We start from the raw sequence: 24938 nt of genomic DNA on the forward strand, positions 1-24938 counted from the left end.
AGCTATGCAGAGAGTTTGACAGTGTGTTTCATTCAGGTATTATGGCGCCCGCAACGCAATACGGAGGTGTGGCCGAGTGGTTTAAGGCAACGGTCTTGAAAACCGTCGACTGTAACAGGTCCATGAGTTCGAATCCCATCGCCTCCGCCATATTTGTACGTTAGAGCCCTGATTATTCAGGGCTTTTTCGTTTCTTGGGTTTGAGAATCGGCGCTGTTTTTTGAGAGCGTTACAAAACTATTTGGCAGCCGTTACAAAACTTTCCGCTTTTGCCTCCTCTCCGGCGTCCTGCCGACCGCTTCATTTCCCAATATGTGTCACAGCATTTCCGCTGCTACGATGCCCTCCTTTCATGGAGGAATCGCGATGCCAAATTCAGACCTGCTCCCTTCCCTGCTGTACAAAATCAATGAAAACCAACTCGCCCTCGAAGCAGCCATCTTGGAGCTGTCGAACTGGGTTGAAGCGCGCGGCTCAGCCGACGTTGCCGACAACGTTCGCGGCGCCTTGGACACCATCGACAAGAACGAGGAGTTCATCAAAATGACGCTTGCGGTGCTGATGACGCCCGAGTGACTGCAATCGGTCAGAAATACCACGCTCGCCCCCTAGCACCCCATGCTGGGGGCATAAAACACCTAACCTATTGTTTTTAAATGGATATCCAACCTATTTAGTTGAGCAAAACACCCTCACTTTTGTGCTTATGCAAACGAGAAACCGTAGCCTCCAGCGGTGGTTTTGCGCACTAACCTCCCCGGCGTCCTGCCGACCGAACACAATCCCTCCTCCCACACCACCACAAATGAACTCGCCTCGCGAATGGGTCAACCACACCAGACGCTCCGCGCCAGGCTCGAACGCCAAGACGGTACGGACCACGCAATCGGCGGTCATTGACCGGCAGCCAACCTAAAAGCTGTAAAGATTGTTGAGCGCGACTTCTGCTTGGGGCATTCTTCGCGACGCAAATTTACATGGACGGTAACATTTGATGCGCTCTTCACCTATGGACGTGCCTATCCCCTGCGCCTGCACGCTCGATACCTCGCATCATCCCAGCGGCCTGAAAACCTCGTTACGCCTTTATGGACTGGTTCGCATCGTCGGATTCAGCGACACGCATGCGAGCGCGCCGGTTGAAATTCTTTGCGCAGCGTCCGGCGAAGGCAAGACGATCCAGGCCTTCGTTTCTAGGCTGGACGCCGAGTTGGTCGCCAGGTCAATGCCTGGCACGGGCTATCGCGTCGTACCGCTGGCGCAATTCGACCCCACTGGATTTATCCAGCAACACCAGGGTTGGCTGACCGTCCACATCACCTGTGGTTTTTCCTCGCAGCGCGACACGTTACGACTTGCAGATGGTGACTTGCCAAGCTTGGGCTGGTTTATCTATGCCCAGACAGGTCCCTGGAGTCCGGGGCGCTTTATCCACTGGGGCGAAGAAGTCGCCGAGATATTGCTCAGTGCCTACCGCAGCGTCGGCATGCCCAATTACAACGCCTGGCTCAACCAGCTTGATGGCAATTCCATTCAGGCCATGGACAACTGCGTCGAAATCGCCTGGCAGGCGTTGTTGGCCTGCCGCCCCATGCGCGAAAACCACCGAGTGCTGTTCAACCCAATCGATGAGTGCTGGCGATTTTCCGACTCCCCCATCGACCACTATTACCCCATTTAAAGCCTTGAAAAGGAACTTCCCATGAGTGGTAAACCGGCTGCCCGAGTAACAGATCCTACCAATTGCCCGCTTCCGGGGCATGGCACGAATCCGATTGTCACCGGCTCCCCCAATGTGAACTTCGATGGCCTTGCCGCCGCTCGAATGACCGATAAATCCGCATGCGGTAGCCCGATCACGGGCGGCGTCAGCGCTACTGTTTTCATCAATGGGCTGAATGCGGCTACTCAAGACAGTACCGGTGGTCACGGCAACGTGGTTATGGGTGGGTCCGGCACGGTCATTATTGGCGACACCTTCGTACCAGCCCCCTTCAGCGGCCTGCTGCCGATGCCAGTGCACTTCAGCGACAAGTTCAGACTAGTTGACCAAGACTCGGGCGAGCCTCTACCCAATCTTGATTACGCCATCCAGCGCGCTGACGGCAGCATAGAGCACGGTGTAAGTGATTCGATGGGGTATACGCATCTGGTGAGTTCGCACCTGCCCGAAACAATCGAACTGTTTCTGGAGGACTAAGGCATGGCAGCAGATGCTCTTCATACAACCGACTGCACACCGTGCTCCCCAGACCAAAGAACAAGTTTCATTATTTCTGTTTTCCCAAAGGGGCAGACAGAGAGCGTCAAAATCTATATTGGTGACTTTCATCATGGCTGAAGTGGTTAGCAAGAATGGCAGAAAAATGTCTCCCGTAGCCACCAGAGCGGTGACGCCCGTCAAAGACGCCACTCCAAAAACTGTATTGCTGGACGCCAGGAAACAGATAAGGCGGGCCGAGAATGAAGAGTATTTGAAGGATAAGAACGTGAAGGCATTTTTGGTTGCCATTGCCGAATCCGAAGGCGGTAGCTACCACGCGAAATATGGTTATGGCTGGGCACCGGGTTTTCAATCCGGGAAATGGACTTTCACCGATGAGTCCACCCATCCGGGGGCCGGTTACGGCGGAAAAACTACGGCATCGGGCATGTATCAAATTACCATTGCCACTTGGAGCGAGTATGCCGGAAAGATGGGACTCACCGACTTTACGCCTAATACACAAGACCTTATCGCGGTCGACATTCTGCGCACCCTCGGTGTGATCGACAAGATCAAGACCGGCGACATCCCGGGAGCAATGCCGAAGGCGGCAACGAGGTGGGCGGCACTTCCCGAAGGGCCTGGTAAGAAAAATCATTATCCGCCGCAACCATATGCCGAGTATCCAAAGTTTTTGGAGAGCTACAAATCGGCTGGAGGGACTGTCAAATGAAGTTTTCAATCCTCGCGCTCGTCGCACTTTATTGCATTGGCACCAGCGCAGCGTTTGCGGATGGCTCGCAGGCGACAAGCGATAGGCGCGGGCCGGCAGGCATCGCCGTCGGTGAGCCCCTGGCCGCGGCCAGGGCCAAGCTCATCAAACAAGGATGGAAGCCGACGCGGATGCATACCACCGACGGCTATGAATATAGTGGCGTGGAGCGTGAGCTGGCTGCACACAAGTACTACGAGGTCGATGTCTGCTCTTTTGATAGCTCGCGTTGCATCTTGTTCTACTCAAAGAACGGCGTTTGCCTGCGCGTAGACACTATCGGGGAGCAATTCAATGACATGACGGTTACGCGATGGGCCAATGAGTGTCCTGACGCGCCTCCAAAACCAAGTAAGCGCGGCGCGGGCTAGCGACCGACCATTGCCGAAAATTGCAGTCATTCCGCCTCAGTGTGATACCCCCCTCACATACGCCTGGCACGCAGCCAGAGCAGTTAGTCCTTTGTCGCCGTCTCCGGTGATGCCGATAATTCGTTGAGCATGCGCTGGGTCAAGTCGGGCGCGCGCGCCTCCATGAACCACGCCGCCGGCGCCGGTAGCGGCTGGCACTGCGCAACCACTGGCTGAATCCGCTGCGTCGAGGAGGACTGACAGCCGTAGATCGGAAGTAGCAAGGCGATCGCGCAGACGAGCCTGGTCTTTTTGAGCATTGGTCAAAGCCTCATAGTGGGTTTGGTTGCTGGCCGCCAGGCGCTGCTCGAGCGCAAGGCGTTTGTCCTGGTCGGCCCGTTGTTGGGCGGCAGCCGCGTTGCTGATGGCGTTCAGGTCGTCCTGATGCAGGCCGGCCTGCTCGGCAAGCTGCTTTCCGTAACGCCAGTCCTGAACCTTCCATGTGCCACCGGCGGTGGCCAGCAGCAGCGCGAGCACACCGGCAAGCGCCGCCTTCAGCGCGCCGGGGCTCACGGAACATCCTTAAAGAAGACGTGGTGCCCAAGCTTCAGCGTCTGCTTGGCCTTCGCTGCCCAGACCGGAGCCTTCGGCATCGTGGTCGCGTAATAGTGCGTGGCCCCGTCGGTGGGATCTGCTGCAGTACCGGCGATCACCTGGTCAGCGGCTTTCTGCGCCTGGGCGAACTGCCCGGCCGGGATCGGCTTCGCGCCACTGAGATAGGCGAAGTTCGGATCGTTCTTGTTCCAGCAACTGAACTGGTACGGCTTCAGGCACACGCCGGTGTAGCCCTCGCCCCACCAGGAGTTGGCCTTGCCGTCATTCACGCGGTTGCGGATCGTCCAGGCAACGGCGATCTGGCCGGCCGGGCCTTCGCCGCGAGCCTCAGCCCACAGGGTACGGGCGAGAATGTCGCGGTCTTTATCGGTAACGGTCATCACTTTTCTCCAGGCAATAAAAACCCCGCTCAGTGGCGGGGTTCTCGGATAAAATTCATTTGCTTACGGTGAATTGGCGTGCGCTCAGACTCTGATCTGGCCACTGCTACCACACTCTTTTTTAATACAGGGATAGGTTATGAAAAGTGCAATGGTTGCCAGCATCTTGATGGTGCTGACTCTTTCAGGATGCGGCGGAACCTTCTCCCAAAAACCCGACGGGCAGAAAGGTTTCAATGCAGTTTCTTGTGGCGAACCTCCGGTGAATCAGCCGGGTTGTTACCAGAATTACCCGTCACCTTGGAAATGACTCGACCTGAAGTTCGCTTTACGAAACTAGCCGTACAACTGAGTGATGGACCTCACTTTTCTCCAGGCATAAAAAAACCCGCTCAAGGCGGGTATTGGTGTTCGATTGGGGGTCAGACTTCGGCGGCAGGTACGTCTGTCATTACGGGCATCTCTACCGTCGGCGCATCCGGTACCAGGATGTGCAACGTGATCATGTGCTTCAGATCATAGGGCTGGCCGTCCTTGGTGACCGTCACCGTCAGCAGGTCGTCCGCGAAGTCGATATCCACATCGGCCCGGCTGTCCATCTGGTTCACCGTGTAGCCCCATCCGACATCTACTGGCGGAAAGGGAACCATTCCCAGTGAACCGGTTATTACATACACACCTTTTGATTTGCGATACGAATCCACATCGGTAGATCCATTGGAAACAAGGTCGTATTTCGCCCCGGTTGCGCCGAGAACGTTGATTGCTGCTCTTGCCATAGTTAGATCGCCTTCAATGTGCCGTCAGTGGCACGGGTGGTGTTGCCGGTGTGGTAAATCTCCCGCGTCAAGGCAGTAGCGTAATCACCTGATCGAAAGAAAATGCGTCCTGTAAAAGCCAGCATAATCTGCGAGCCATAGTTGCCGCCGTTCCACCCCAGGTTGAGAATTGTTCCTGAGTCACCAGTGACAATAGGAGCGCCAGCGGTTGTGTTGTTCCAAATTTGGAACGAATTCCCCCAGGTGTTGGTTGTTGACGCAAGTGGCGAAAACCTGTCGCCGACGATCATTGCTTGGCCAGGAGCCGAACCAGTATTTACGGTCGAGGCAGTTCCCAAGCCAAGCCCGGATCGCGCAGCAGCCTGGGTTTTGCCACCCGTCCCGCCTTTCTCCACCGGCACCACGTTTTCAGTCGAGACCGAGCCGAGGCCAGCCAGCGTCGAGCCCCACTGCTGGATAATGCTCTGCGCCTGATCGGCAAGCTGCTTCACGTACCCCTGAATCGGCGCCACCGTATAGCTCGCACCGGCGGCCGTGGGGCCGGCATACGGTGGAAAGATCGCCAGCACTGTTGCACTGGCGACGTTGGTCACTTCGTGCAGCGCGCCATTTGGACCGATGAATGCATCGCCCACCCGGCTGTTCGACGCGAAGTCGGTGCCCACGCCAGTCACGCTCGTTGAGCCGTTGGTGACCGTTACCTTTCCTTCTCTGTACCAGGGCATAGAGTTTTCCTTAATTTAGGCAATAAAAAACCCGCACTGGGCGGGCAAAATTGAATGAGGCGAATCAGTTGAATGGGAATGGGTAGTTTGTCGTGTTGATAACAAGCGCAACCGGATATCGGTCTATGGCTATCTGGTAAAAATTTGGTGGGCGTGGAGTACCGGGACCAATAATAGGGTATGCCTCTGGAGTTCCACCGGCAGGACCGAACATGAACGTTATTCCTCCTACATAGCCTGCGCACCCCTCAACACCATCGTACTGGTATACGGGCCTGCCGACGCCGACAGGAGGAAAGTCTAGGATCTTGCATCCCCTAGACCAAGGTAGGAAGGCAGCAAACTCAACTCCTGCGGCAATAGGTATATCAACAACAAATGTAAGTTGTGCCGTCAGTCTATTAACTGGGAGTTGCTGCCTAACAAACCGCCCGCCAACGTATGCGAGACTATTCAGTGGAGGGTACTGCGAACCCTGACCGCCCTGATATGGTGGGGCCTGAATTGCCGCTATAACATTTAGCGGCGGCTGCAATGAGTTGAATGTTATACGGCCGTTGTCGCTATACGTCTTAAGGAACGTAGATCCCGGCATATTATCTGCCATCAGATCAAAGCAATAGAACTTTGTTGATGGATCTGAATTGACGTAGTAGAAGGTTGTGGCGTTGCCTGATACTAGGGTTCCGTTGTAGCAACCCTTTCCAACTATGAACACAATTGGTGATACGGCATTATATACTGTAAATCCATGCAGCTGATCTGCCCAGTCAGCTGATGCTGTAGCCCCTGACCTTGTCCAATTCGCACCATCATTAGGATCTAGCTGCGCAGATCTAAGTGTTCGCCTAAGCCATGACTCAATATATTGCATATTCCCGCTTTTTACCAAGCCACAGCATATAAGGTTAGTATCAAATAGAATTGCCCCATCATCTTTAAATGCTTGAAAAGTTGACATTCAGTAATACCCGTAAAAAATTCGGCAATTTACTGCAAAAAAACCCCACCCGTTTGTTGCAAAAGCATACCTCCAAGAGAGTGTTCCTCCTGATAGCATTACTCCGGGCTTTTTACCGCTATCTCTCTGAGTGTCGACTAGTGAAACGACAATAAAAAATGGCGTCTTCCCCGCTGGCGGTGGAAGTATTGCTATTGATCCGCTAACAGAGTTGGTATCTACGAAGCCCTGCAACTGGCTTAGGTTCATGGTCATGTCTACCAAAAGACGCCCGGAGGCGTCATAGGTGGTTAGTCCGGTCATACGCTAAGGTTGATCGCTAGGTTTCCGTTCGGGTGATACAGCCTCACGGAACTGTTATTGATCGCCAGCCGACTCTGCCCTGCGCCCTGTCCATTCATCTCAAACCCTCCATTTTTGAAAATTGCCCAGCCGGTCTGCCCCCACACGTAGTTGGTTGAGCAAATGTAATCGCCGATCTTGGCGTTGGTGATGGTGCCGTCCTGAATGAACGCGTCCCGAATAAACGTCTGCCCGCCCGAGACTGCAAACGGTGAGACGGGCGTGCCGTTGGCCAGGTTCAGCAACATGAAGGTGTCGGCCCTGACGACGAACTGGGACGACACCCCAGATGGATCGACCTGAAGACCGAGCCCAAACGATGCGGCGTACTTTTGACCGCCGGCGGTGGTCTCCATCTTCACCGACCACAGCGTCTCCATCTTGCCCTCGACGGTTGCCTGGGCCTTGGAGACCGTCTGTACCGCAGCAGTGTTGCCATTGATCGAGGCCTGCAACTGCTCCGAGCGCTCTACCAGGGCTTTGTCCGCCGAGGCCAAGGCGCGGGTTTCCTGCGCAAACAGCGCCGTGCTCTGCCAATCCTTGATAACCCCGGATAAAGCACCATCACCGCTGTCATCCCGGCCTAGGGTGTACACCGCGCGCACGGTGTTCTTCACACCGGCAACCGCCTCATCAGTAGCCGCCTGAGCCGTCTCGACCTGCTGAATATCCGCTGCGTTGCCGTCGACGCCGGCCTTCAGTTGATCCAGGCGTTCGGCGGTGGCCAGCTTGTCCGTCGCGACCACGGATTCCAGCGAGCGGATGCCCGCCTTGTTCTCGCCCACCGCCGCATCCAGTGCCGTGGTGCGCTCGACCTGCGCCAGGTTGTCGGACGCCTGAACCTTCACCTGCTGCGCAAACGAGGCGCTGACCTCCCAGTCGTTGAGCGCTCCGGCCAGTGATGCCGAGCCGTCATCGGCGCGATACGCCGCCCGCAGCGACTGCAAGGCCGTTGCCGACGCGGTGACCTTGCCGTCCACCTCGGTGATCTTGGTGGTGTCGAGCGCCACCTGTTCGGCCAGCGCGTTGGCGGATTGCAGCAGGGTTCCGACATCCGTCCAGTAAGTGGCGTTCGGTGGCGCTGCATCCACCGGTACCGCGCTGATCGCCTGGTACAGGTGCTGGCCTTGCCGAACGATCTCGCCGGCGACGTAGGTCTTGGTCGGGTCATACGCCAGGGCATCGGTGACCTGATCGATCAGCTCTGCCAGCTCCGCCTTGGCCTGGTCCAGACGATCATTCACCGACCCCGGACCAGTGCCATCGATCAACTCGATGCGGTCGAGCAGGTGCTTGCCCAGCTCCGACTCGGTGAGTTTACCGACCAGCATGTCCAGCACTGGCGAAGCGTCCGAACTGGCCTGCCCCATCACCCCATTGCCAGCTGGATAGAATGGCCCGACGTTGCCGGTCCGATCGATCAGCCGCGCCCAGAAGAAGAACGTCGCGCCCGCCTTCAGGCTCTGCATCGCGTAGTCGTTTTGCGGGTACACCAGATCCGCCAGCTTGGTCGCTGCCTCCTGGTTGTTGGTCGACCCGTACCAGATCTCTGTGCGCTGGGTATCCTCGGCGCCAGCGGGAAAGCCCCACTTGAGGCCGATGCCGAACAGCAGGCTGCTGGTGTTCAGGTACGACACCGCCGGCGGCAAGCCCTCCTTGCCCTTGAGTTGGGTCAGGTTCGAACTCTTCCAAATCGACGAGATGTCGAAGGCGCTCACCGCCCTCACTCGGGCCAGATAGGCGCCAGCATAAATGCCAGTCACATCGACACTGGTCGAGCCCGTGCGCTGCACCTTGATCCAGTTGCCGCTGTCCTTGCGCCATTCCACGTCATAGGCCACGGCGCCGGTTACAGCAGGCCAGGAGATGTTCATGGTGCTGATCGCAATACCCTGATCGACCGAATAGTTCGAGGACAAGGTGACGCTGGCCGGCGGCGATACGACGGTAATCGGAATCACGCTGATCGGTCGTTCTTCCAGGCGCGCGCCGGTGTCGATGTGCGCGAACTTGCTCGGGTCGTACTGCACGGCCGAGATTTCGAATACACCTGGCTCTGGCCGCGACACGCTGGTCACCCGGTACAGCGGAATGGCCAGGTCGTCGGCATCCAGTGCCCACACCAGCTGCGGTTCAGGCGCCGCCGAATAAGCGACGGTCACGGTGACCTTGCGGCCGCTGACCAACTGCACCGTCCGGCCCTCGCACTTACCGTTCGGCAGGTTGAGAATCAGCCGGTCACCGGCCTTGGCTTGAGTATCGCGGTCCAGGGTGATGACGCGGCCGGACACCGTCGCAATCCGCCCACCGACGGCACGGCCCGCCAACAGCTCGTCCGCCACGGGGATCACGTAGCCAGGCAGCGGAATGCGACCATCGAGACCCACCTTGAACGAGATACCGCGGTCCTTCGAGTTTGTCAGCAGCGCCCACTTACCGCGGCGCTGTGCCTCCGACTCGCGAGTGCAGCCGATCGCACTGATCTCCAGCGGATTGTCGCCGTATCGCCGTTGCAACTTGGTATCGGTAACCGCGGTGACGTCCGTGTCGTAGTTGTTCGCCGGGTTGTCGTAGCTGATCAGTGCGCGGCTGTACCGGGTGCGCTCCGACGCACTCGAGTAGGTGAACTTGCCGTCGATGACATTCGCCCGGGTGTAAGCAAAATCGAAGTCGGTCGCACGCGGCATGTCGGACAGAGTGAAGACTTGGCCTTGAGCCCAGTAGGTCATGCCGCGGTAGATCGCGGAAATGTCGCGGAGCAGCGACCAGGCGTCGGCTTTACCCTGCAGGTTCAGGTTGCAGATGAAGCGTGGTTCTTGGCCACCCTTCCCGTCCGGTACCAACTGGTCACAATATTGGGCGATCCGGTACAGCTCCCACTTATCGACCTGCCAGGGTTTGATGCGCCGGCCGAGGCCGAAGCGGTCGTTGACGGTGATGCCGTAGGTGACCCAGGCCGGGTTGTCGGTCCAAGCCAGCTTGAAGGTGCCGTCCCAGATACCAATGTAACTGCGACTGTCCGGATCGTAGTTGCTTGGTACCTGCCACTTGCGGGCCCGGCAGTCCACGGTAACTGCCGGGATGTTGCGGAACTGCTCGGCCGAAAACTCGATGTAGAGCAAGGCGGTGTTCGGGTATCGCAGCTTGGCGTCGATCACCTCGGTGAATCCGGCGATCTGCATGGTGTCAGCGATTTTATTGTTGTTCTGGTTGGGTGTGAGACGAGTCACGCGGATCAGCCAGCCGCTGGACGCCGCTGGCAGATCGATGCGGCGGGTACGCTCGTAGGTGCTGGTGGTTTTCCCGTCTACCGCCTCATACAGAGCATCCATATAGCCGCCGCCATCAGTGGCCACCTCGACCTTGTATTCAATTCGGTAGCCGTTGACGTTGCCGTTGGAGTCCACCGATTGCAGCATTGGCCAGGCAAAGCGCAGGCGTACGGCCGAAAGCTCGGTGTTACTGATCGCACGAACCCAGGGGGTGCCACTGCGCAGCTCGATGCCGAGGGAAGTTTCATTTTCGACCGAGGGGATACCCTGGATATAGCCCTGCTCAACTGAGCCGCTGCGGTACTCCCACTTCACATTCGGGAAGTTCATGTTGCCCTGTGGATCTTGCAGCGGCGTGTTGTCCAGGTAGATGTCCTGCGCGGTCGGGTTTCCGGCGAATTCACCCTCGCCAACGGCGATCAGGATCTTGGCCATCGCCACCGAGCGCAGACTGTCCGGCGCTTCGATCGGGGTCTTGGGCTTGTCCGATCCGCCCTTGGCGCCGTAAATGTCGATTTGTTGTGCTGCGCCCATGCTTTTCTCCAGGCAATAAAAAACCGCCTCATGGGCGGCTGCGGTGTTTGGTGAGTTGCCTACATCTGGTCTTCGGCGTAGATCGCGGCGCTGATGATTGCCCCACCCCAACGGCGTTTGCCGATACAGAGCGGTACAGGGTTACCCGACGCCGTGGTGTTCTTGGCGCTGCCGAAGGCGTAGCCAGGGGTGTTTTCTGGGGCGGCGCTGGTCTTGAGGCCTTTGGGCTGGGGGCTGAGCATTTGGATTACGCCGCCGGCGACCATCGCAATACCCGCGCCAATCAGTGGGGCACCAAAAGGGGTTGTAGACAGAAACGTACCAGCAACTATCAAAATTGCCCCGACTATCGTCTGGAGAATTCCAGCGCGTTTGCTGCCAGTGATTATTGGAGCAATGCGAATGTCTCCATCTCCTCCATAACCGAGCTCTTTCTCCTTAAGGTTCTTTGATCCACGGAAGATGGCGAACTCCATTCCTCTAGACTTTGCATTGGATATGAAGCGTTCGAAACCAGGGATTTGGACACACAGCGCCTTTATCGCTTCAGCCGGCGAGCGTACGGACAGCCTGAAAGAACGACCAAACTGCCGAAGGGCACCGTACAGCTTGATCGTGGTTAACGGTTGGTACTCTATTGCTACAGTCGACATCACTTTTCTCCAGGCAATAAAAAGCCCCCGTAGGCGGCGATTGTGATTGGTTACTCGTAATCCACATAAGGACTCAGATAAAACCCACTCATATCCACGCTCAGTCTGAAAAGGCTCTCTTGATTTGCCTTCACGCTTGCTGAGATGGTTCTAACTGCGGCACCGCCGCACAAGCCTGAGTTGGCAAGACCTGCTCCAACATTAACCGCGCCTGCAGGCACGAGAAATGTTGCTCTTTGCCCTTGACCAAGCTTGGCCGCCTTGCGCCCATCGATGTAAAACACCAAGTCGCAACCAGACCCAACAGCCCCGCCATCACGAACCACAGTGATTTTTCCTGATGGCTCAGCTGGCTTAGTCTGGAAGCCGTAGATTTCATCCCTTGGAACCGGCGTTGCATCTCGTACTGAAATAGCAGACGAGGCGCACCCCGCCAGCATCGCCACCGCCCAAGCTCCTACGAGCAATTTCATGTCGTTCCCTCGTTGAGATTTGGCGAGACTTTAGCATTGGGTGGGCGGAAACGAAAAAGCCCAGCGGGTGGGCTGGGCTTAAGTACGCAATCGCAATGGCGGCCACTTACTTTCTTGTGGTCTTAATCTCGCCAGAACTGGCTGAGTTAATGACGGCTTTCTGCTCGCAAATCGCGGCAGTTGCGGCTATCCGATAGACCTCTCGTCTTTCCTCCACGGACCCGTGGCGGAAAAAATCAGACATCGTCGAAGAGCCAGAGGCCTTCGTCGTAACGTCTGCCACCTTTTCGCCTTTCATTGGGTTACTCCGTTCAAAATATTTTCAAGCTCTTCGTGAGCATAGGGCTGGTTGACGAACCCGTCAATTTCGTCGGCTGAAAGGTCGATGCCGATGTCAGCGTTTTCGCCATCGTTATCCTTGATGATCACGTCTACCTGCAACGAGCCTTCGAATTGTCGCTTGAGCGCGCAAACAGATACTTTTGCTGCGTAGAACTGTCTGACAAACTCAGGGCAAGGAATGTTCCTTCCGTCCTTTTTCTCCCTGGCGAGCACAAATTCCCAAGCGAGTTCAGGCCGCTGATACACGTAAATGATCTGTGCCGACCTGTTTACCTTATCAAGGGCTCGCGCGATATTTCGCCGCGCGACCTCAAGGTTTGCAAGCGTCCCGTCCAGCAGGAAGGATTGTCGCTGGTTGTAGACTAGGTCTATGGTTCGCTCAACAAACTTTGTCACTCCACGCTGGAAAAGGCTAGAGTTTCGGCCTGTGTACTCGGGGAAGTAATCTCTGAAGTCGTCTGGATCAATTCGCAATGCCCTCGATCCGCGGGCCTGCATCACCTCAATGAAAGCCTTAGACACCTCGGTCTTCCCAGCACCTGGAGATCCAGCCATGAATACGGAAACAGGGTATTCATCACCGGGATAGGTATTTAAACACGTCAGCTCGCGCGTGACTCGAGTTCGATTTTCCTTTGCAAACTCCAGCGCACGATCAGAAATTTCCTGCTCTTCCTGGGTCATGGTCTCATCCTTCACGAGAACCCGGACTCTAGCACTCTATACCCTGTCCAGGCATCCAGCATGGATGGAATGCCAGTGGCGTGAATGGATCCGACCATAGTAGCGTTCGGACACCATCAATAACTTATGTGCGCCAAAAATGACCCCAGAAGAAATTGCCGACCAACTTGAAGCTCAAGCCGGCGTAAATGTCGCTGTCATTGAAATCCTCAAAAGGCTTTCCTCGACGATTACGGTAAGGCTCCCTTCAGATTTCCGATCAGATTTTCAGGAATTAATTGCCGACCTTTCTAGAGACGAGGTAGTCACACAGGAACTCTCAGGGCTACAAAAAGAGGCATTCGACGAAGTAATAGATGCTGTCGCATCAACCATCGAAGACACCAACAAAAGCTTTAGCAGATAGAGGATTTCCGAGTCCTTTGCCTGCAAGCCCAAGGACTGGGATTGCGCCAATTTCGGCGCGGACAACGCAAGGAAAGTGAAATGAGTGACAAGAAAGTACTGAGTTCATTCGAGACGGGCACGCTCGCCGCGATCACCCTGATAGGGACCGCACTCGCAACGCTAGACGTATCGAAGCGCACGCTAATCAGCGATGCCGCGCAGTCTCTTATCGAAGAGCTGCCTGTTGATCGCGAGTACGCGGACGGCTCCTCGGGTCATCAGCTGGCACTTCGAGCGCTGATAAAAGGCTTGCACCCAACTCAGTCGTCGTAATCTGACGACTAAGCCACTGCAGCACCTTCCCTGCGTCGCGATGACCAGGGAAGCGGTCATCTGTCATGCCGCTTGATTCCTCTTTTTCTTTGCTCATGCGAGCCTCCTGCGACTTAGCCGCATCATGTGGTTGTTTGTGCATCTTTGTGCCTGAGGATCAGGCGTGTACGGTCCAGCCAGGGCCCACCAAATACGATGATCTCGCTCGGCCGTCCGTACAGGTGGTGCAGCAGGAAAGGCCCCGGTCCGAACGCACCTGACTGTTCGCCCGGTAGCGTCGGATCTGCACCGAGATAGATCCCTGCGTGGTTCGGATGCACAGTCCGGCCGACCGCCATCACGATCAAGTCGCCGCGCTGCGGTTGATCGACCTTGTAAAATCCGGCCGCCTCGTAATTTGCCTCGTACAGACTGGCGCTGTCAGTGCTTTCCCACCAGCCGTCCGCGCGCTTAAAGGCTTCGAACTCAATGCCGTATTCGCGCCTGTAGAACTCCTCGCAGACCGCCCAGCAGTCCCAGGCGCCATGAACGAATGGCCGATTGAGCAGCGGCGTGCTTCCGGTCGGCACGATGGTGCGTAGATCCGCCTCGGGCCAACTGAGAATGTGCCAGGACAACGCCGTAGCCTCACACATGGCCAGGTCATGCGGTGACGGTCGACTGGTGGCGTCCGGATGTGAGTGGACAATGCCGATCACCTCGCCCAAGTCCTCGGCAGCGGCATAGTCCTCTGGATCAAGCCGAAACTCTTCCTTCGGCTCGGTCGCGATATTCCGGCACGGGAAGTACTGTTGCTTCCTGCCGATCGCCAGCAAGAGACCACAGCACTCTTTCGGGTACTGGGCAGCCGCATGCGCCTGTATCGCGCTCAGGATATGCTTGCGCATAGTCAGCTCCGTGCAATCAGGGCGACGGCTGGAAAGCCACCGTGACTGAGTGGTTGGTTTTCACCGAAGCGCAACTTGCAGGACTTCAAACCACCCTTACACTGATCCTTGCTCGGGTCATCCGTGGGGTTGTCCTCGTCGTCAAACATGGCGCTGCTGGTGTGACCACAATTCGGCCCGCGGTAACCGCCAGTCATGGCCCAGTGGCAAAAGGTCGTCATCTGCCGACCGGGCAGCCCGTGGTTATCGATCTCGCCCGGGGAGGACAGCTCCCACTGCACGACCTCGCCGTCTTCGCCGGTCTTCTGGTCGATGTACCAGATCTCGAGCGCCTCCTGCGTCGGGTCGGCGGTCGGGTTGCCCTCGGGAAAGTTCGCCGCGTCCAGGTACTGGGCCAGCGTCTCGCGAACCGTCAGTTGGAACTTCAGCAGGTCCTCAAATGCCAGGCACAGCGCTGTGATGCGACCGTTAACGTTGCCAGTACTGAAGGTTGGGCGAGTGGCTGTACCGTTGCTGTCCGCGCCAATGCCTTCGATCTGCACCGGCCAGGCCGCGTACTCGTTGCCCTGCCACCAGATCGACTTCGCCGGAAGCTCATCCGGCGAACCGGCATAGGTCAGGAGCTCTTCCGGTGTATGCGGGATTGCGTGAGCATGGAAGCGCAGAACGTTGGCGCCGTACTCGGTACCGTCGATTTCAAACAGCCGCACTTCCCCGCCGGGCTCCAGTTTCTGGATGTCCGTGATTAATGCCATCAGGGTTTCCCTTATGGGTGAAAGGTTTGCTCGAAGGTGGCGGTCAGCGTGTAGACGTTGCCGCCCTTATGAGTTGGCTTGTAGCCGTTGCATTTGTAGAGGCCTAACTCACCAAGTGGTGGTGTCCAGAGAAACGCTTTCGCGCCCTGGTGGCGATCGAGGAAGGCCATGATCTCCTTGGTCCCCGCCGAGCTGCCGGTGTGGCTGTAGGGCCAGGACTGCATTTTGTTGTTGATGCCGTCCGACACCGATTGACCGTATCCATCGCCAAACTGCTTGGTACGGACGCGCTGCTTGATCTCGCCAGCCGCGCCCTTCTCGATCTGCCAGGTGAAGGTTTCGAGTGCCATAAATCATCATCCTTTAACTTGTCGATAACTCGCTCCACCCTGACGCCAGGATTTGGCGATTTCCTCTTTCGCAACCGTGCGCATGCGCTCCTGCATGTTCCGCTGGAAAGCCTCGGTGTCGAGTTCAGCACCATCCGGACGCCCCGACTCCTGATCAGTCATCACCATGATCGGCATGCTGAGGCTGACAGTTGTCCCGCCACCGCCGCCCATTGCCGCAACGCCAGGGCCGCCGCCGGTAGTCAGCGGCGTGACACTGCCGCCAGCAGCACCGGTCATCAGGTAGGACCTGCCGCCCTGACTGAACAGCTCCGGTCCCTTCTCGTTCACTTCGTACAGGGTGTTGGGATCAACACCGCCACCCGAAGCCCGGCCACCACCGAAATTCACCGAGGCGGAGCTCGCATCAAACTGACTGCCGAAGCTCTGCGCTCCAGCCTCTGCACCGCCGGCCGTTGCAGCACCTGTTGCTCCGGTACCGCTGCCGGTGAAGTAGCTGATGCCAGCGCCGACCAGGCTACTCAGCAACGCCGAGCTGGCCTGCCGCGCAGCAATCCGCGCCATGTCCGCCAGAATCGACTTGGTGAAATCGGCGAACGACAGCTTCCCGGTCATGGCGAAGTTGACGACCGCGTCTTCCATCGAGCTGAAGGCATTGCCGAACAGGCTCTTGGTCTGGCCGGCAACGTTCTGCGCCGAATCCAGGTAGTTGGCCCAGGCCGAAGTCGCGCCTTTCGTCCAGTCACCCTGCGCCGCTTCGACGTCGGCATAGTTCTGCCGGATCTGGTCGGTTGCTGCCTTGTTCGCGTCTGCGAGGGCTTGGGATTTGCGGGTGAACTCTTCGTCGGACATATTGCGCGACGGGTCTGAGCGTTGGTTTTCCAGCTCCAGCGACTGCTGAGCAAACCGGTCTTGCTGGCTGTTGAGCTCACCGCTGAGTGCGTTCTGCCGGTCACCTTGGCCCACGCCATTGACGGCGCGCTGCCCGGCAAGCTCCAGGGCTTTCTGCTGCTGCCCGAGGGCTGCAACGTACTGGCTGATTGCGTACGTCTGCTTGTCGAGTCGGCCCTTCTCTGCGGTGGCCAGCACCTCCTGCTGGCTGTCGGCGTCCTTCTGCGCCTTGACCATGGCTGTACGTGCGTCAGCGATCTTCTGGTCCAGCTGGATGCGCTGCGCTGCCGTGGTGCTGGACTTGTTCTTCACAGCTTCCAGCGCCGCAATCTCGGCTTCGTAGGCTGCCGTGACCTCATCCCGTTCGTTGCCGATCAGGCCATCCCGCTTTTGGGCATATTCAGCCTGGGAGATGAGACCAGCTTTCTGCGCGGCTTCCAGCTGTTTTTGGACGTTGCTGTATTCGGCCACGATCGAGGCGAGCTGATTTTTGGCGTCGTTGAAGCTGGTGAGATCGACACTGCCCGCTGCGGCTTTTGAGTCCTTAAACTTGTCATTGATGTTCGCAATGTTCTTGTCGACGACCGACTGATCAAGACGCTTGTCTTTGGGGTCGGCCTTGCGAATATCGTCGAGCTGCCGGCGGTATTCCTTCAGCGCATCTGCCCGCTTTTGCTCATTCGTCCAGGAAGACTTGGTCAGTGCATCGACTTTTTCCATCGCCTTCTGACCAGCAAGCTCAATCTCATCACGAGCTTTCTTTTTCTTCGCCGCCTCCGTCTCTGCGGCATCCTTTACCTCTAGGCCTTTGATGTAATCCCTGAGGCTTTGCTTTCCCTTCTCGCCGATATAAACAGGATCTTCGCCAGGAATCCTTTCGCTGCCACCGCGGGCTTCAAGCCGCCCCAAAGCCTCTTTTGCGGTCTGAATGCGCTCGGCGTTGCTCGTCTCTCGCCCAGCGTTCTTTAGGCTGTCTGCGGCCTTGGCAACGAGGTTGTAGCCCTTCTCCCAAAGGCTCAGGTTCTCCAAGATCCTCGGGGTTCGCTCGTTGATCCCGTCAGCGTATTGCTCGGTCGCCAACTTTACCGCGCCGGCGTGATTGCCCTGTTCTTTGAGCGCCACGATCTGTGAATAAACCGAGGCAGTCAGGTAGTGGTACTGCTCATTCAGCGCCGCGGATGCCTTAACCGGCTCGTCGGACAGCTTTACGAACTCAGCGATCGTCTCGCCAACGGCCTTGCCGGTGGCTTCCTGCATAGAGACGGCAGCCTGAGTGATTCCCAGAAAGCTCTCGCCTGCGATCTTTCCATTGCCGGCCAACGTTGCCAGAACCTCGGCAGCCTGCCCCGTTGTCCCGACCGTATCACTCACCTGACGAGCCATGGCGCCAAGCTGGGACGAGGTGAATCCCGCCGATCCACCGGTCAGGATCAGAGATTTATTAAACGCATCCTGCTCTTCGCTGCCCTTGTAATAGGCATACCCAAGACCGCCCACCGCCGCGGTGGCCAGAGCCAGCGGAGCGAGAGTTGCCAGCAGACCGGCAGCAGATGCACCAGCGCCAGCTCCAAGTTGAGCCACCGCACGGACACCGCTCCCCCAGTCACCGGACGACAACGCGTTACCCAGCTGCACAACATTCTCCTGAGCCTGGCGGGTGCCGAGCTTCAGTTTGTCGAATGCTCCGGTGGCCTCTGTCAGTCCCGCCCGATCCTTGCCAATCTTGGCTAGCGCGTCGCTATAACGCTTGGCGTCATATTCTCCAATCTTGTGCAGTTCGTTGAGAGCCTTCTCGCGAGCCTCCAGCTTGGCCAGTTTGTTTGTGACCGGATCTATACCGTTGACCGTGCGCTTCAGCGCATCAATACGCCGGTTTTCAGCCTCGATCAGACGCTGCTTTTGCGCCATCTCCTTGGCGGCAGCCTTCTCAAGCCGCTCATGGGAGGCGAGGATCTTGTTCTCGAACTCGAGCTCATCTTCCGCGGTGACCAGTCCTTTAGCGCGTGCCTTGTTCAGCAGGTCGCCAGCAGTAGCCAGCGAGGTGTAGCTATCGCCGCTGCGCTCCATCGCATTGTTCAGGTTGCGGATGATGCTGATTTCGGAGACTGCACTATCGGCCGCCTTACGGCTTGCGCCGGCCTGCCGCTCCCGGGCGCCGGTGGTTTTATCGATCCCCTGCGCTACGTCCGTCTCAGCCTGAACAATCTTCTTTCCGGTATCAGCGAGCTCGGCACCGGTCTTGCCAAGATCGTCGATCGCCTTTTCGGCGCCCGCTGCCGCATCAACCAGCTTGTCCAGGTCGTCGGCAGCTTTGACGGCTTGCGAGGACTCTACCGCGATGCCAAGCGATGCGAAGGTGGTACTCATTTGTGTTCTCTCTGTTCCGCCATCACCTGCAGGGCTTCAGCTTCCATGTGTCGGATATCGCTGAAGATGCTTTGCCGCTCACCGAGAGGCACGCCACACATTCGAATCACGTTGGGCAGAACGCCGTAGTCCAATCCCGTTGCGCCGCACGCCCCTGTACGCCACTGGGTGCTCATGGCCTCGAAGACCTGGAATGACGACCAGACATCCGGCCAGACTTCACAGTCCTGCCCAGTCAGGTCGCCAACCATGAAGCCGAAGGTCTTCAGCTCTTCAGCCGAAGGCCCTTGCTCGTAGAGGGCGCGCGCGACGTTTAGGAGTTTCCCAAGCGGGACTGGTTGAAGGCCTCGGAGTACGCCGCCAACACCGCGCTGGGTGTCGAGACGATCGAGCTGACCAGTATGCGAATGTTCTCGTCGGTGAACTTCTCGTCGAAGTCCCAGCTGACGACCACCGCCTTGATCTGCTCGACCTGGATGTCGATCTGCGCTGCTGTGAACTCTTCGAGGCCCATCTCCTCGACTTTCAGGCCCAGCGCCTTGTTACGCTCACCCCATTCGGTATACAGCGCCGCGAGCTCAGTCCGGTCTCGATACTTGAACTCGAACGGCACCTTCATCGGATCGCCGCCGACCCGAGGGATCATCACGTCAGCCTTGAACGTAGGGTTTTGAATCAGCTTGAACTTGGCCATGGGTTACGCCACCGCAGTCAGGTAGCGGGTTGGCTCGGCCTGCAACGCCAGGTTGACGGTGCGGGTCAGTAGGTTGTTGCGCGAAACCGCCGGCTGTTTCGAGAACGAGGTGTAGGTGCCATAGAACAGCGTGTCATTGCCTGGCAGGTTGAGGCGTGCGGCCTGCACCTGCTTGCCCGCGTCGGCAGCCAGCAACACGGCGTTGAAGGCTTGGGCCGGGTCATCGGCAATGGTCAGCACCATGCTGGCGGCAGATTTGTCGGTCGGGATCTGTTTGCCTTGGTCGTCTTCCAGGAACACAACATCAAGATAGTTTTGCTCGCCGCCCGAGAACGCGACGTCGTTAACTTGCGGGATCTGCACCCAAGTCAAAATCTTTTTCATGGTCCCAGTGCCGCCACCGACCGGATAAACCTGAGTATCAGTAGTATCAATGGCCTCGAAAGTGATAGCGGTTGCAGTAGCTACCTTGACCCGGACGACCTTGTTGTTCAGGCGACTCCAGCCGGAAGTAAGCAGCACAATGTCACCAGCAGCAAGAGTGCCGCCAGCTACCGTTGCTACTGCTTCGGAGGCATTGGAAAGCGCAGTGAATGCGAGCGCGGCGGCATAGGTGGCGGCGTGCTGAACGGTGCCGCCGTTGGGTAATTTGAACGCCATGGGTGTTTCCTCTCTTCAGAAATAACAAAACCCGCACAAGGCGGGTTCTGGGGTAGCCCAGTGGGCAAATTAGTTGGTGTCGGCGCGGTACTGAAAAGACGCGGCAACGGTGTAGGTGGTGTCGTCAGGAATGCCAGGACTTGGCTCCACCGGCGTCAGCACGATGACTTCGAAGTCTGCGCGGTTGAGTCGAAGGTAGAGCGCGTACAGCTCGGCGAGTTCGTCCACCAACCCTTCCGCCGCACCAGGGCCTGAACCCGATGGCGTCACGATGCTCACCTGAAATACGCCGGTGTAAACGCGGTGGTCACCACCAAGCGTGTTGCTGCCCGTGCCGGCCGGAATGGCGAAAGCTTTCAAATAGATTTCGCCGTCTGCCGGCGTAAAGGCCGCACCTTCGTAGGCGATACGCAGCGCGGGTGTGCGAGCCGCTGCCCAGTCTGTCAGGCGCGCCTCAAATAGCTGTCGAATGATTGCGTGGCTCATACCTGGTTGTTCCTGATGGCTTCGTCGACGACCTGCTGGAAGCGGGCCAAGGTCACGCGGACCATGCCACCGGGTGCCTGCTTCGAATGCCCATATTCCAATGGCACGCCGTACGGAAGGTTGTTCACGATGTACGCAGTCTGGCCGATGGTCAGCGACTGAACCTGAGCTATGAGCACCGCAACCGACACGTTGCCTGATGGGTCAATCTGATCGAGAACTCCCTCGGCCGGAGTATCGATTGAGAACTGCCAGTTGCCACGGAATCGCCCGCCGACGTAGCCCTTCCCCGCCACCAGACCGTTCACGCTGAAGTTCTGCTCGCGCTCGGTCTTGGTCAGTGGCTTGGCGTACTTCACACCGCGCTTGAGCTTGCCGGCCTTGGTGAAGTTGCTGTCGGTCAGGTTAATGAGCGTATTGCGCACGGCGACCTTGAAGTCGTAGTCGTCGGCCGCCCGAGTGTTCGCCTGGCGATGTGCGACGTTGGCTGCCCAAATTTCTGGATTGCCCACCGGTGACATTCGAATAACGCTGCTGCCGATCTCGATCACGATCTCGCGGAAGGTGGCGTCGATGCCCGCCTTCGCCTGTTCGGCAAACTGCTGGATGTTCTCGGCGAAGCTGCCGTTCATGCCGGCGTATCGATTGCTCATGACCGCACCTGCAGCTCGTACAGGATCGGGGTGCCGGCTGGGTTGATCTCTTTCAGTGGCGGGACAATGGTCCAGATGCGCCCTTGGGCAACGACCTTACTCAGCAACGTCGGTGGCGAGGTCAACCCGCTTGCGGCGATCTTCAGCTTTTTGTCGCCGACCTTGATCAGTGAGTTGTTCTGAAACTCTTGCCCGGTGAAGTCGAGCATGATGCCTTGGGCTGTGCGCTCAACGACGGAGTCAGGCCGCGTTTTGCTGGTACTCGGGTCGTACGCACCTTTGATAATGTCCCGAATAGTTACGGGCTGGCCGAACTCTGAAATCATCTCCAGAGCCATCACGGCCATTTCGTCGTAGAAGGTGGCCATGAAAACTCCGTTTCAGTTATGCGCGGACGGCGAACAAGCCCCGCTTTTGTAGGTAATCGGCGAACTGCGTCGCGCTCGGCCGATCCGGTGCCGCCGGCAGCAGTCGGTTGCTGGTATTGGGGATTGCTGCGTACTGGCGAGTCACCGCCCCTTCGACACGATCCAGCAGCACCGCGCCTTTGCGCTTCTCGACCGGGTCAATGTCATCGGTGTGGATCTCGGCCGCCAGCGCCATCTGCCCATACTGGATGCGCGCCGGCAGGTAGTTGTTGGGCTTGACTTGACCGTCCAGCTCAACGCCGCGGCGTGGCCAGGCCAGCGCTTGGTCACCATCCATCTTGCGACCTTTCCAGGTCATGCCATCCATCGCCAAGGCGGCCCGGCGAAGCAGTGCCTCTTGTGCGAGCTCGTCCGCTGGGATGGTCACGCCGAACTTCCTCGCGTACATGACCATGTCCGCAGCGCTCGCGTAGCTTTCGGCGTCTGGCTTACCGGTACCGTCCTCGACGATCAAAGTCATGAATCAGCTCGCTGGAATGAGTTTCAGGATTTCGGCTTTGGGGGCCTTCGGATCGAATTCGATGCCTTGCGCAGTCAAAAACTCACGCAGCGCACCGACACCCATTTTTGCAGGATCGGTTTCAGCACCATCATCGCCGTGAGCATCGACGATTTCCAGATCAACTTTGGCCGCCCTGTAGGCTTCGACCACGTCCGGCCAGTCACCCACCACCGTGACTTTGGTCGCGCCAGCTTCCGGCCGTTCAAAGTACTCGGGATTGCGATAGCGCTTGTCCGGATCGAAGTCCGTCTTCTGCGCAGAGTAAGTCAGTTCCATGGAGTTCTCCAAAGTGGCCCGTGTCGGCCACTTGCTGTGAGGGGGCGATTAAGGCGCGGACAGATCGATCAGGACGCCGGCAGTGACCTTGTCGCTGGTCGCGTACTTGGACCAGTTGGCGCCGGCGCCGATTGCGGCCAGGTTCGGATTCACACCACCGACGGAGTCCTTCCAGCTGTAGCCCAGCATGTCCATGTTGAAGGTGCCCTCGGCGCGGAAGCCCATCGCCAAGTTTTCCTGGGTGTTGATCGGGTACGAGCGGAAGCCCGGAGCCTGCGACTCGGTGATTTTGATTGCGCCTGCCTGCAGGCCGAAGATGGTTTCTGCGGGAATGGTGTCCGATACCAGGACCGGCTTGCCCATGGTGCCCGGCTGGCCGCCGTAGATGACCACGCCCGCCTCTTCGTAGACCTTCTCGGTGATGGCCTGGTCGACCATGTCGAAGTAGGTGGCCGAGTCCATGGTCCAGAGCGCGATGCGACCGAAGCGGTCACCAAACTTGCGCATACCCTTGGTCAGCGCCTTCTTGCCATCAGTGGCAAAGCTCGCCTTGGCGACCATGTTGGCGTTGGCGCCGATGGCAGCCTTGAGCGCGGCCATGGCGTACTGGATGTAGCCCTCCAGCACTGCGTCGGCGTAGTCCTGGCCGACCAGTTCAGAGAACTCTTCCGGCGAACGCGCACGGCGCTTGAACGCCTCTTCAGTGGTCTCATAAGGACCGTACTTGAACGGCACCTTCACACCGATCATCTCGCCGGAACCGATCTTTTGGCCGGAAACGCCGGCGGTCGAGTTGACGTCGCGGTGAGCGATCGAGCCGCCGAGCTTGTAGAAAGCACGCTTGCGCAGGTCACCTTCGATCAGCTCGTTATCGAGAATCAGCGCGCCGTTCGAAGAGGTGTTGAAGATGTCGATAACGTCCTGGATACGCTCCAGGTAAGCGGTTTGGGCAAGATCGTTGTAAACGATCATGTCCGAGTTAACGGTAGTCGGCATGGGTTACTCCATTATTTGGGCAATTTTAGGTATGCGTCTTGGCCGTTGGCAGTGATGAACTCACGCTTGGCCACCGGCGTCATTTCGGAACGTTTCAAAGCGGCACCACCGCCATGACCGGCACCCCCGGCCCCGCCGCCAGATGCCTTGCTGCCAGCAATCAGCGGCGCGAAGGCCGTGTCGTTGGCAAATTCTGCTTTCAGCTCATCCAGCGTTGCCGCCGAGAGCTTGCCCTGCTGGTCGAGCACGACCACAACAGGCTTCCCATCGCGCTGCTCAACGCTCAGACGACGCTCGATGTGCGGCAACAGGGCTTTGGAACTGCCCGGGATTGCCAGGGCAGATGCAATGTCAGTAGCGGTACGGCCGACAGTCAGATCCCGGATTTGATTGCCCAGCGTTCCACGCTCCTGCTCCAGCATGCCGTTCAGCTCAGCTTCGCGGCGGGTGTACTTTTCAGACCAGGACTTTTCGAGTTCTTCGACGTTGCCGGACTTGCGAGCGGCTTCTTCACGCTCCAGGCGAGCTGCGTCTTCGGCTTCTTGGCGCTTGCGCTGCTCGGATTTCTTTTCATCCAGAAGCGTTTGAACCTGAGCTTTCAGGCCCGAAACGTCTTCCGGTTGTGGCAGTCCCTCGATACCGAGCACGAACTTGCCGTCCTTCTCGGTGTAAAGAGCGCGCACGGCTTCATCGACACCGTCCAGGCTGTCCAGTTGGAATTTCAGCATTGGTTGTCTCCCAGAGACGTAGATGCAGACCCTGTCTGCAGGCATAAAAAAACCCCAGCGTCGGCCGGGGTTTAAAATTTGAAAAGCTCTTGTATCTTACGATTCGAGGATCAACTCGAATCTACGTGTGGACAGTGGTGACGATTTTGACATGGTCCCCGCGCCCTTTGATCCACAGAAGTCTTTCACCATTAATGGTCACTGGCCTGCCTTCAACCCAATTATTTTTGAAAACGGAACCAGATCCAAAGACGATTACGCTAATTTCATGAAACTGCTCGTCATTCAGCTCATAAACACTGTGCGTTCCCTGAGCGTAATTTCTCACCAGCTGATAATCGGTTTGCCGGTTAAGCACTTCATCCACTGGCGCCTGCTCTAGCGAATACTCATATGGGACAGCCATCACTCATTCCCTGTAGTTACTTCGCTCAGATGTTGAACGAAGATGCCAGAT

Annotated in this window: 31 protein-coding genes and 1 tRNA gene; 8 read left to right on the forward strand and 24 right to left on the reverse strand. The window is 57.7% G+C overall.

All coding sequences use genetic code 11. The annotated features are described in order from the left end of the window. Positions 1-62 precede the first annotated feature (62 nt). From NTD87_RS22020 to NTD87_RS22045, 6 genes are all read left to right on the forward strand, one after another. A tRNA-Ser gene (locus NTD87_RS22020) sits at positions 63-150 on the forward strand. Between the two features lie 216 nt (positions 151-366). After that, positions 367-576 (forward strand): hypothetical protein, encoded by a 210-nt coding sequence (locus NTD87_RS22025; protein ID WP_262116288.1) that lies wholly within the window; start codon positions 367-369, stop codon positions 574-576. 418 nt (positions 577-994) lie between these two features. After that, a complete protein-coding gene (locus NTD87_RS22030; RefSeq protein WP_262116289.1) occupies positions 995-1681 on the forward strand; it encodes a hypothetical protein in 687 nt (228 codons plus the stop codon). Between the two features lie 21 nt (positions 1682-1702). Continuing rightward, complete coding sequence (locus NTD87_RS22035; protein ID WP_262116290.1) at positions 1703-2200, forward strand: PAAR domain-containing protein; 498 nt, start codon at positions 1703-1705, stop codon at positions 2198-2200. Positions 2201-2333: 133 nt separating this feature from the next. Beyond that, positions 2334-2939, forward strand: a complete 606-nt coding sequence (locus NTD87_RS22040) for a hypothetical protein (RefSeq protein WP_262116291.1) — start codon at positions 2334-2336, stop codon at positions 2937-2939. After that, the gene (locus NTD87_RS22045) at positions 2936-3349 is read left to right on the forward strand and encodes a PepSY domain-containing protein (RefSeq protein ID WP_262116292.1); all 414 of its coding nucleotides are present in this window, start codon (positions 2936-2938) and stop codon (positions 3347-3349) included. The genes NTD87_RS22040 and NTD87_RS22045 overlap by 4 nt, the downstream gene beginning before the upstream one ends. Before the next feature lie 36 nt (positions 3350-3385). Here the strand turns inward: NTD87_RS22045 and NTD87_RS22050 are convergent, their stop codons facing one another. The 9 genes from NTD87_RS22050 to NTD87_RS22090 all read right to left on the reverse strand — a co-directional run bounded on the left by NTD87_RS22050 (position 3386) and on the right by NTD87_RS22090 (position 13088). Beyond that, positions 3386-3901 (reverse strand): lysis system i-spanin subunit Rz, encoded by a 516-nt coding sequence (locus NTD87_RS22050; RefSeq protein ID WP_410017505.1) that lies wholly within the window; start codon positions 3899-3901, stop codon positions 3386-3388. Further along, positions 3898-4323 carry a cell wall hydrolase gene (locus tag NTD87_RS22055; protein WP_262116293.1) on the reverse strand — a complete coding sequence of 142 codons (426 nt, stop codon included), beginning with the start codon at positions 4321-4323 and terminating at the stop codon, positions 3898-3900. The genes NTD87_RS22050 and NTD87_RS22055 overlap by 4 nt, the downstream gene beginning before the upstream one ends. A 422-nt stretch (positions 4324-4745) precedes the next feature. Then, positions 4746-5102 (reverse strand): phage tail protein, encoded by a 357-nt coding sequence (locus NTD87_RS22060; RefSeq protein WP_262116294.1) that lies wholly within the window; start codon positions 5100-5102, stop codon positions 4746-4748. 2 nt (positions 5103-5104) lie between these two features. Beyond that, entirely contained in the window at positions 5105-5827 is a 723-nt protein-coding gene (locus tag NTD87_RS22065) for a hypothetical protein (protein WP_262116295.1), read from the reverse strand. A 64-nt stretch (positions 5828-5891) separates the two neighbouring features. Further along, positions 5892-6788 (reverse strand): hypothetical protein, encoded by an 897-nt coding sequence (locus tag NTD87_RS22070; RefSeq protein WP_262116296.1) that lies wholly within the window; start codon positions 6786-6788, stop codon positions 5892-5894. A gap of 299 nt (positions 6789-7087) precedes the next feature. After that, positions 7088-10936, reverse strand: a complete 3849-nt coding sequence (locus NTD87_RS22075) for a phage tail protein (RefSeq protein WP_262116297.1) — start codon at positions 10934-10936, stop codon at positions 7088-7090. Between the two features lie 59 nt (positions 10937-10995). Beyond that, the gene (locus NTD87_RS22080) at positions 10996-11589 is read right to left on the reverse strand and encodes a tail assembly protein (RefSeq protein ID WP_262116298.1); all 594 of its coding nucleotides are present in this window, start codon (positions 11587-11589) and stop codon (positions 10996-10998) included. Positions 11590-11639: 50 nt separating this feature from the next. Further along, positions 11640-12062: a hypothetical protein gene (locus NTD87_RS22085; RefSeq protein ID WP_262116299.1), complete on the reverse strand. Its 423-nt coding sequence runs from the start codon at positions 12060-12062 to the stop codon at positions 11640-11642. Between the two features lie 294 nt (positions 12063-12356). Beyond that, positions 12357-13088 (reverse strand): zeta toxin family protein, encoded by a 732-nt coding sequence (locus tag NTD87_RS22090; protein WP_262116300.1) that lies wholly within the window; start codon positions 13086-13088, stop codon positions 12357-12359. A 139-nt stretch (positions 13089-13227) separates the two neighbouring features. Here NTD87_RS22090 and NTD87_RS22095 point away from each other — a divergent pair, with 139 nt between their 5' ends. Then, positions 13228-13494, forward strand: a complete 267-nt coding sequence (locus NTD87_RS22095) for a hypothetical protein (RefSeq protein ID WP_262116301.1) — start codon at positions 13228-13230, stop codon at positions 13492-13494. An 80-nt stretch (positions 13495-13574) separates the two neighbouring features. Continuing rightward, entirely contained in the window at positions 13575-13808 is a 234-nt protein-coding gene (locus NTD87_RS22100) for a hypothetical protein (RefSeq protein ID WP_262116302.1), read from the forward strand. 122 nt (positions 13809-13930) lie between these two features. Here the strand turns inward: NTD87_RS22100 and NTD87_RS22105 are convergent, their stop codons facing one another. The 15 genes from NTD87_RS22105 to NTD87_RS22175 all read right to left on the reverse strand — a co-directional run bounded on the left by NTD87_RS22105 (position 13931) and on the right by NTD87_RS22175 (position 24887). Next, on the reverse strand, positions 13931-14695 hold the full coding sequence (locus NTD87_RS22105; RefSeq protein WP_262116303.1) for a C40 family peptidase: 765 nt from the start codon (positions 14693-14695) through the stop codon (positions 13931-13933). Positions 14696-14697: 2 nt separating this feature from the next. Beyond that, positions 14698-15450: a phage minor tail protein L gene (locus NTD87_RS22110; protein ID WP_262116304.1), complete on the reverse strand. Its 753-nt coding sequence runs from the start codon at positions 15448-15450 to the stop codon at positions 14698-14700. Between the two features lie 11 nt (positions 15451-15461). After that, entirely contained in the window at positions 15462-15800 is a 339-nt protein-coding gene (locus NTD87_RS22115; RefSeq protein ID WP_262116305.1) for a phage tail protein, read from the reverse strand. Between the two features lie 6 nt (positions 15801-15806). Then, complete coding sequence (locus NTD87_RS22120) at positions 15807-19058, reverse strand: phage tail tape measure protein (protein ID WP_262116306.1); 3252 nt, start codon at positions 19056-19058, stop codon at positions 15807-15809. Beyond that, positions 19055-19309 carry a DUF1799 domain-containing protein gene (locus NTD87_RS22125; RefSeq protein WP_262116307.1) on the reverse strand — a complete coding sequence of 85 codons (255 nt, stop codon included), beginning with the start codon at positions 19307-19309 and terminating at the stop codon, positions 19055-19057. Before NTD87_RS22125 ends, NTD87_RS22120 begins: the two co-directional genes overlap by 4 nt. 62 nt (positions 19310-19371) lie before the next feature. Further along, entirely contained in the window at positions 19372-19752 is a 381-nt protein-coding gene (locus NTD87_RS22130; RefSeq protein ID WP_262116308.1) for a phage tail assembly chaperone, read from the reverse strand. A 3-nt stretch (positions 19753-19755) separates the two neighbouring features. Then, the gene (locus NTD87_RS22135) at positions 19756-20412 is read right to left on the reverse strand and encodes a phage tail protein (RefSeq protein ID WP_262116309.1); all 657 of its coding nucleotides are present in this window, start codon (positions 20410-20412) and stop codon (positions 19756-19758) included. A 69-nt stretch (positions 20413-20481) separates the two neighbouring features. Next, on the reverse strand, positions 20482-20898 hold the full coding sequence (locus tag NTD87_RS22140) for a DUF4128 domain-containing protein (protein WP_262116310.1): 417 nt from the start codon (positions 20896-20898) through the stop codon (positions 20482-20484). Next, the gene (locus tag NTD87_RS22145; protein WP_262116311.1) at positions 20895-21551 is read right to left on the reverse strand and encodes a hypothetical protein; all 657 of its coding nucleotides are present in this window, start codon (positions 21549-21551) and stop codon (positions 20895-20897) included. Before NTD87_RS22145 ends, NTD87_RS22140 begins: the two co-directional genes overlap by 4 nt. Next, a complete protein-coding gene (locus NTD87_RS22150) occupies positions 21548-21919 on the reverse strand; it encodes a hypothetical protein (protein ID WP_262116312.1) in 372 nt (123 codons plus the stop codon). Before NTD87_RS22150 ends, NTD87_RS22145 begins: the two co-directional genes overlap by 4 nt. Positions 21920-21935: 16 nt before the next feature. Next, a complete protein-coding gene (locus tag NTD87_RS22155; protein ID WP_262116313.1) occupies positions 21936-22439 on the reverse strand; it encodes a DnaT-like ssDNA-binding protein in 504 nt (167 codons plus the stop codon). 3 nt (positions 22440-22442) lie between these two features. Then, on the reverse strand, positions 22443-22757 hold the full coding sequence (locus NTD87_RS22160) for a hypothetical protein (RefSeq protein WP_262116314.1): 315 nt from the start codon (positions 22755-22757) through the stop codon (positions 22443-22445). Between the two features lie 48 nt (positions 22758-22805). Next, positions 22806-23753, reverse strand: coding sequence for a major capsid protein (locus NTD87_RS22165; RefSeq protein ID WP_262116315.1), 948 nt, complete (start codon positions 23751-23753; stop codon positions 22806-22808). A gap of 11 nt (positions 23754-23764) precedes the next feature. Then, positions 23765-24481 (reverse strand): hypothetical protein, encoded by a 717-nt coding sequence (locus tag NTD87_RS22170; protein WP_262116316.1) that lies wholly within the window; start codon positions 24479-24481, stop codon positions 23765-23767. A 121-nt stretch (positions 24482-24602) separates the two neighbouring features. After that, positions 24603-24887, reverse strand: a complete 285-nt coding sequence (locus NTD87_RS22175; RefSeq protein ID WP_262116317.1) for a hypothetical protein — start codon at positions 24885-24887, stop codon at positions 24603-24605. Positions 24888-24938 lie beyond the last annotated feature (51 nt).

The organism is Pseudomonas sp. 6D_7.1_Bac1 (assembly GCF_025465945.1).
In the GTDB taxonomy this organism is placed as follows: Bacteria; Pseudomonadota; Gammaproteobacteria; order Pseudomonadales; family Pseudomonadaceae; genus Aquipseudomonas.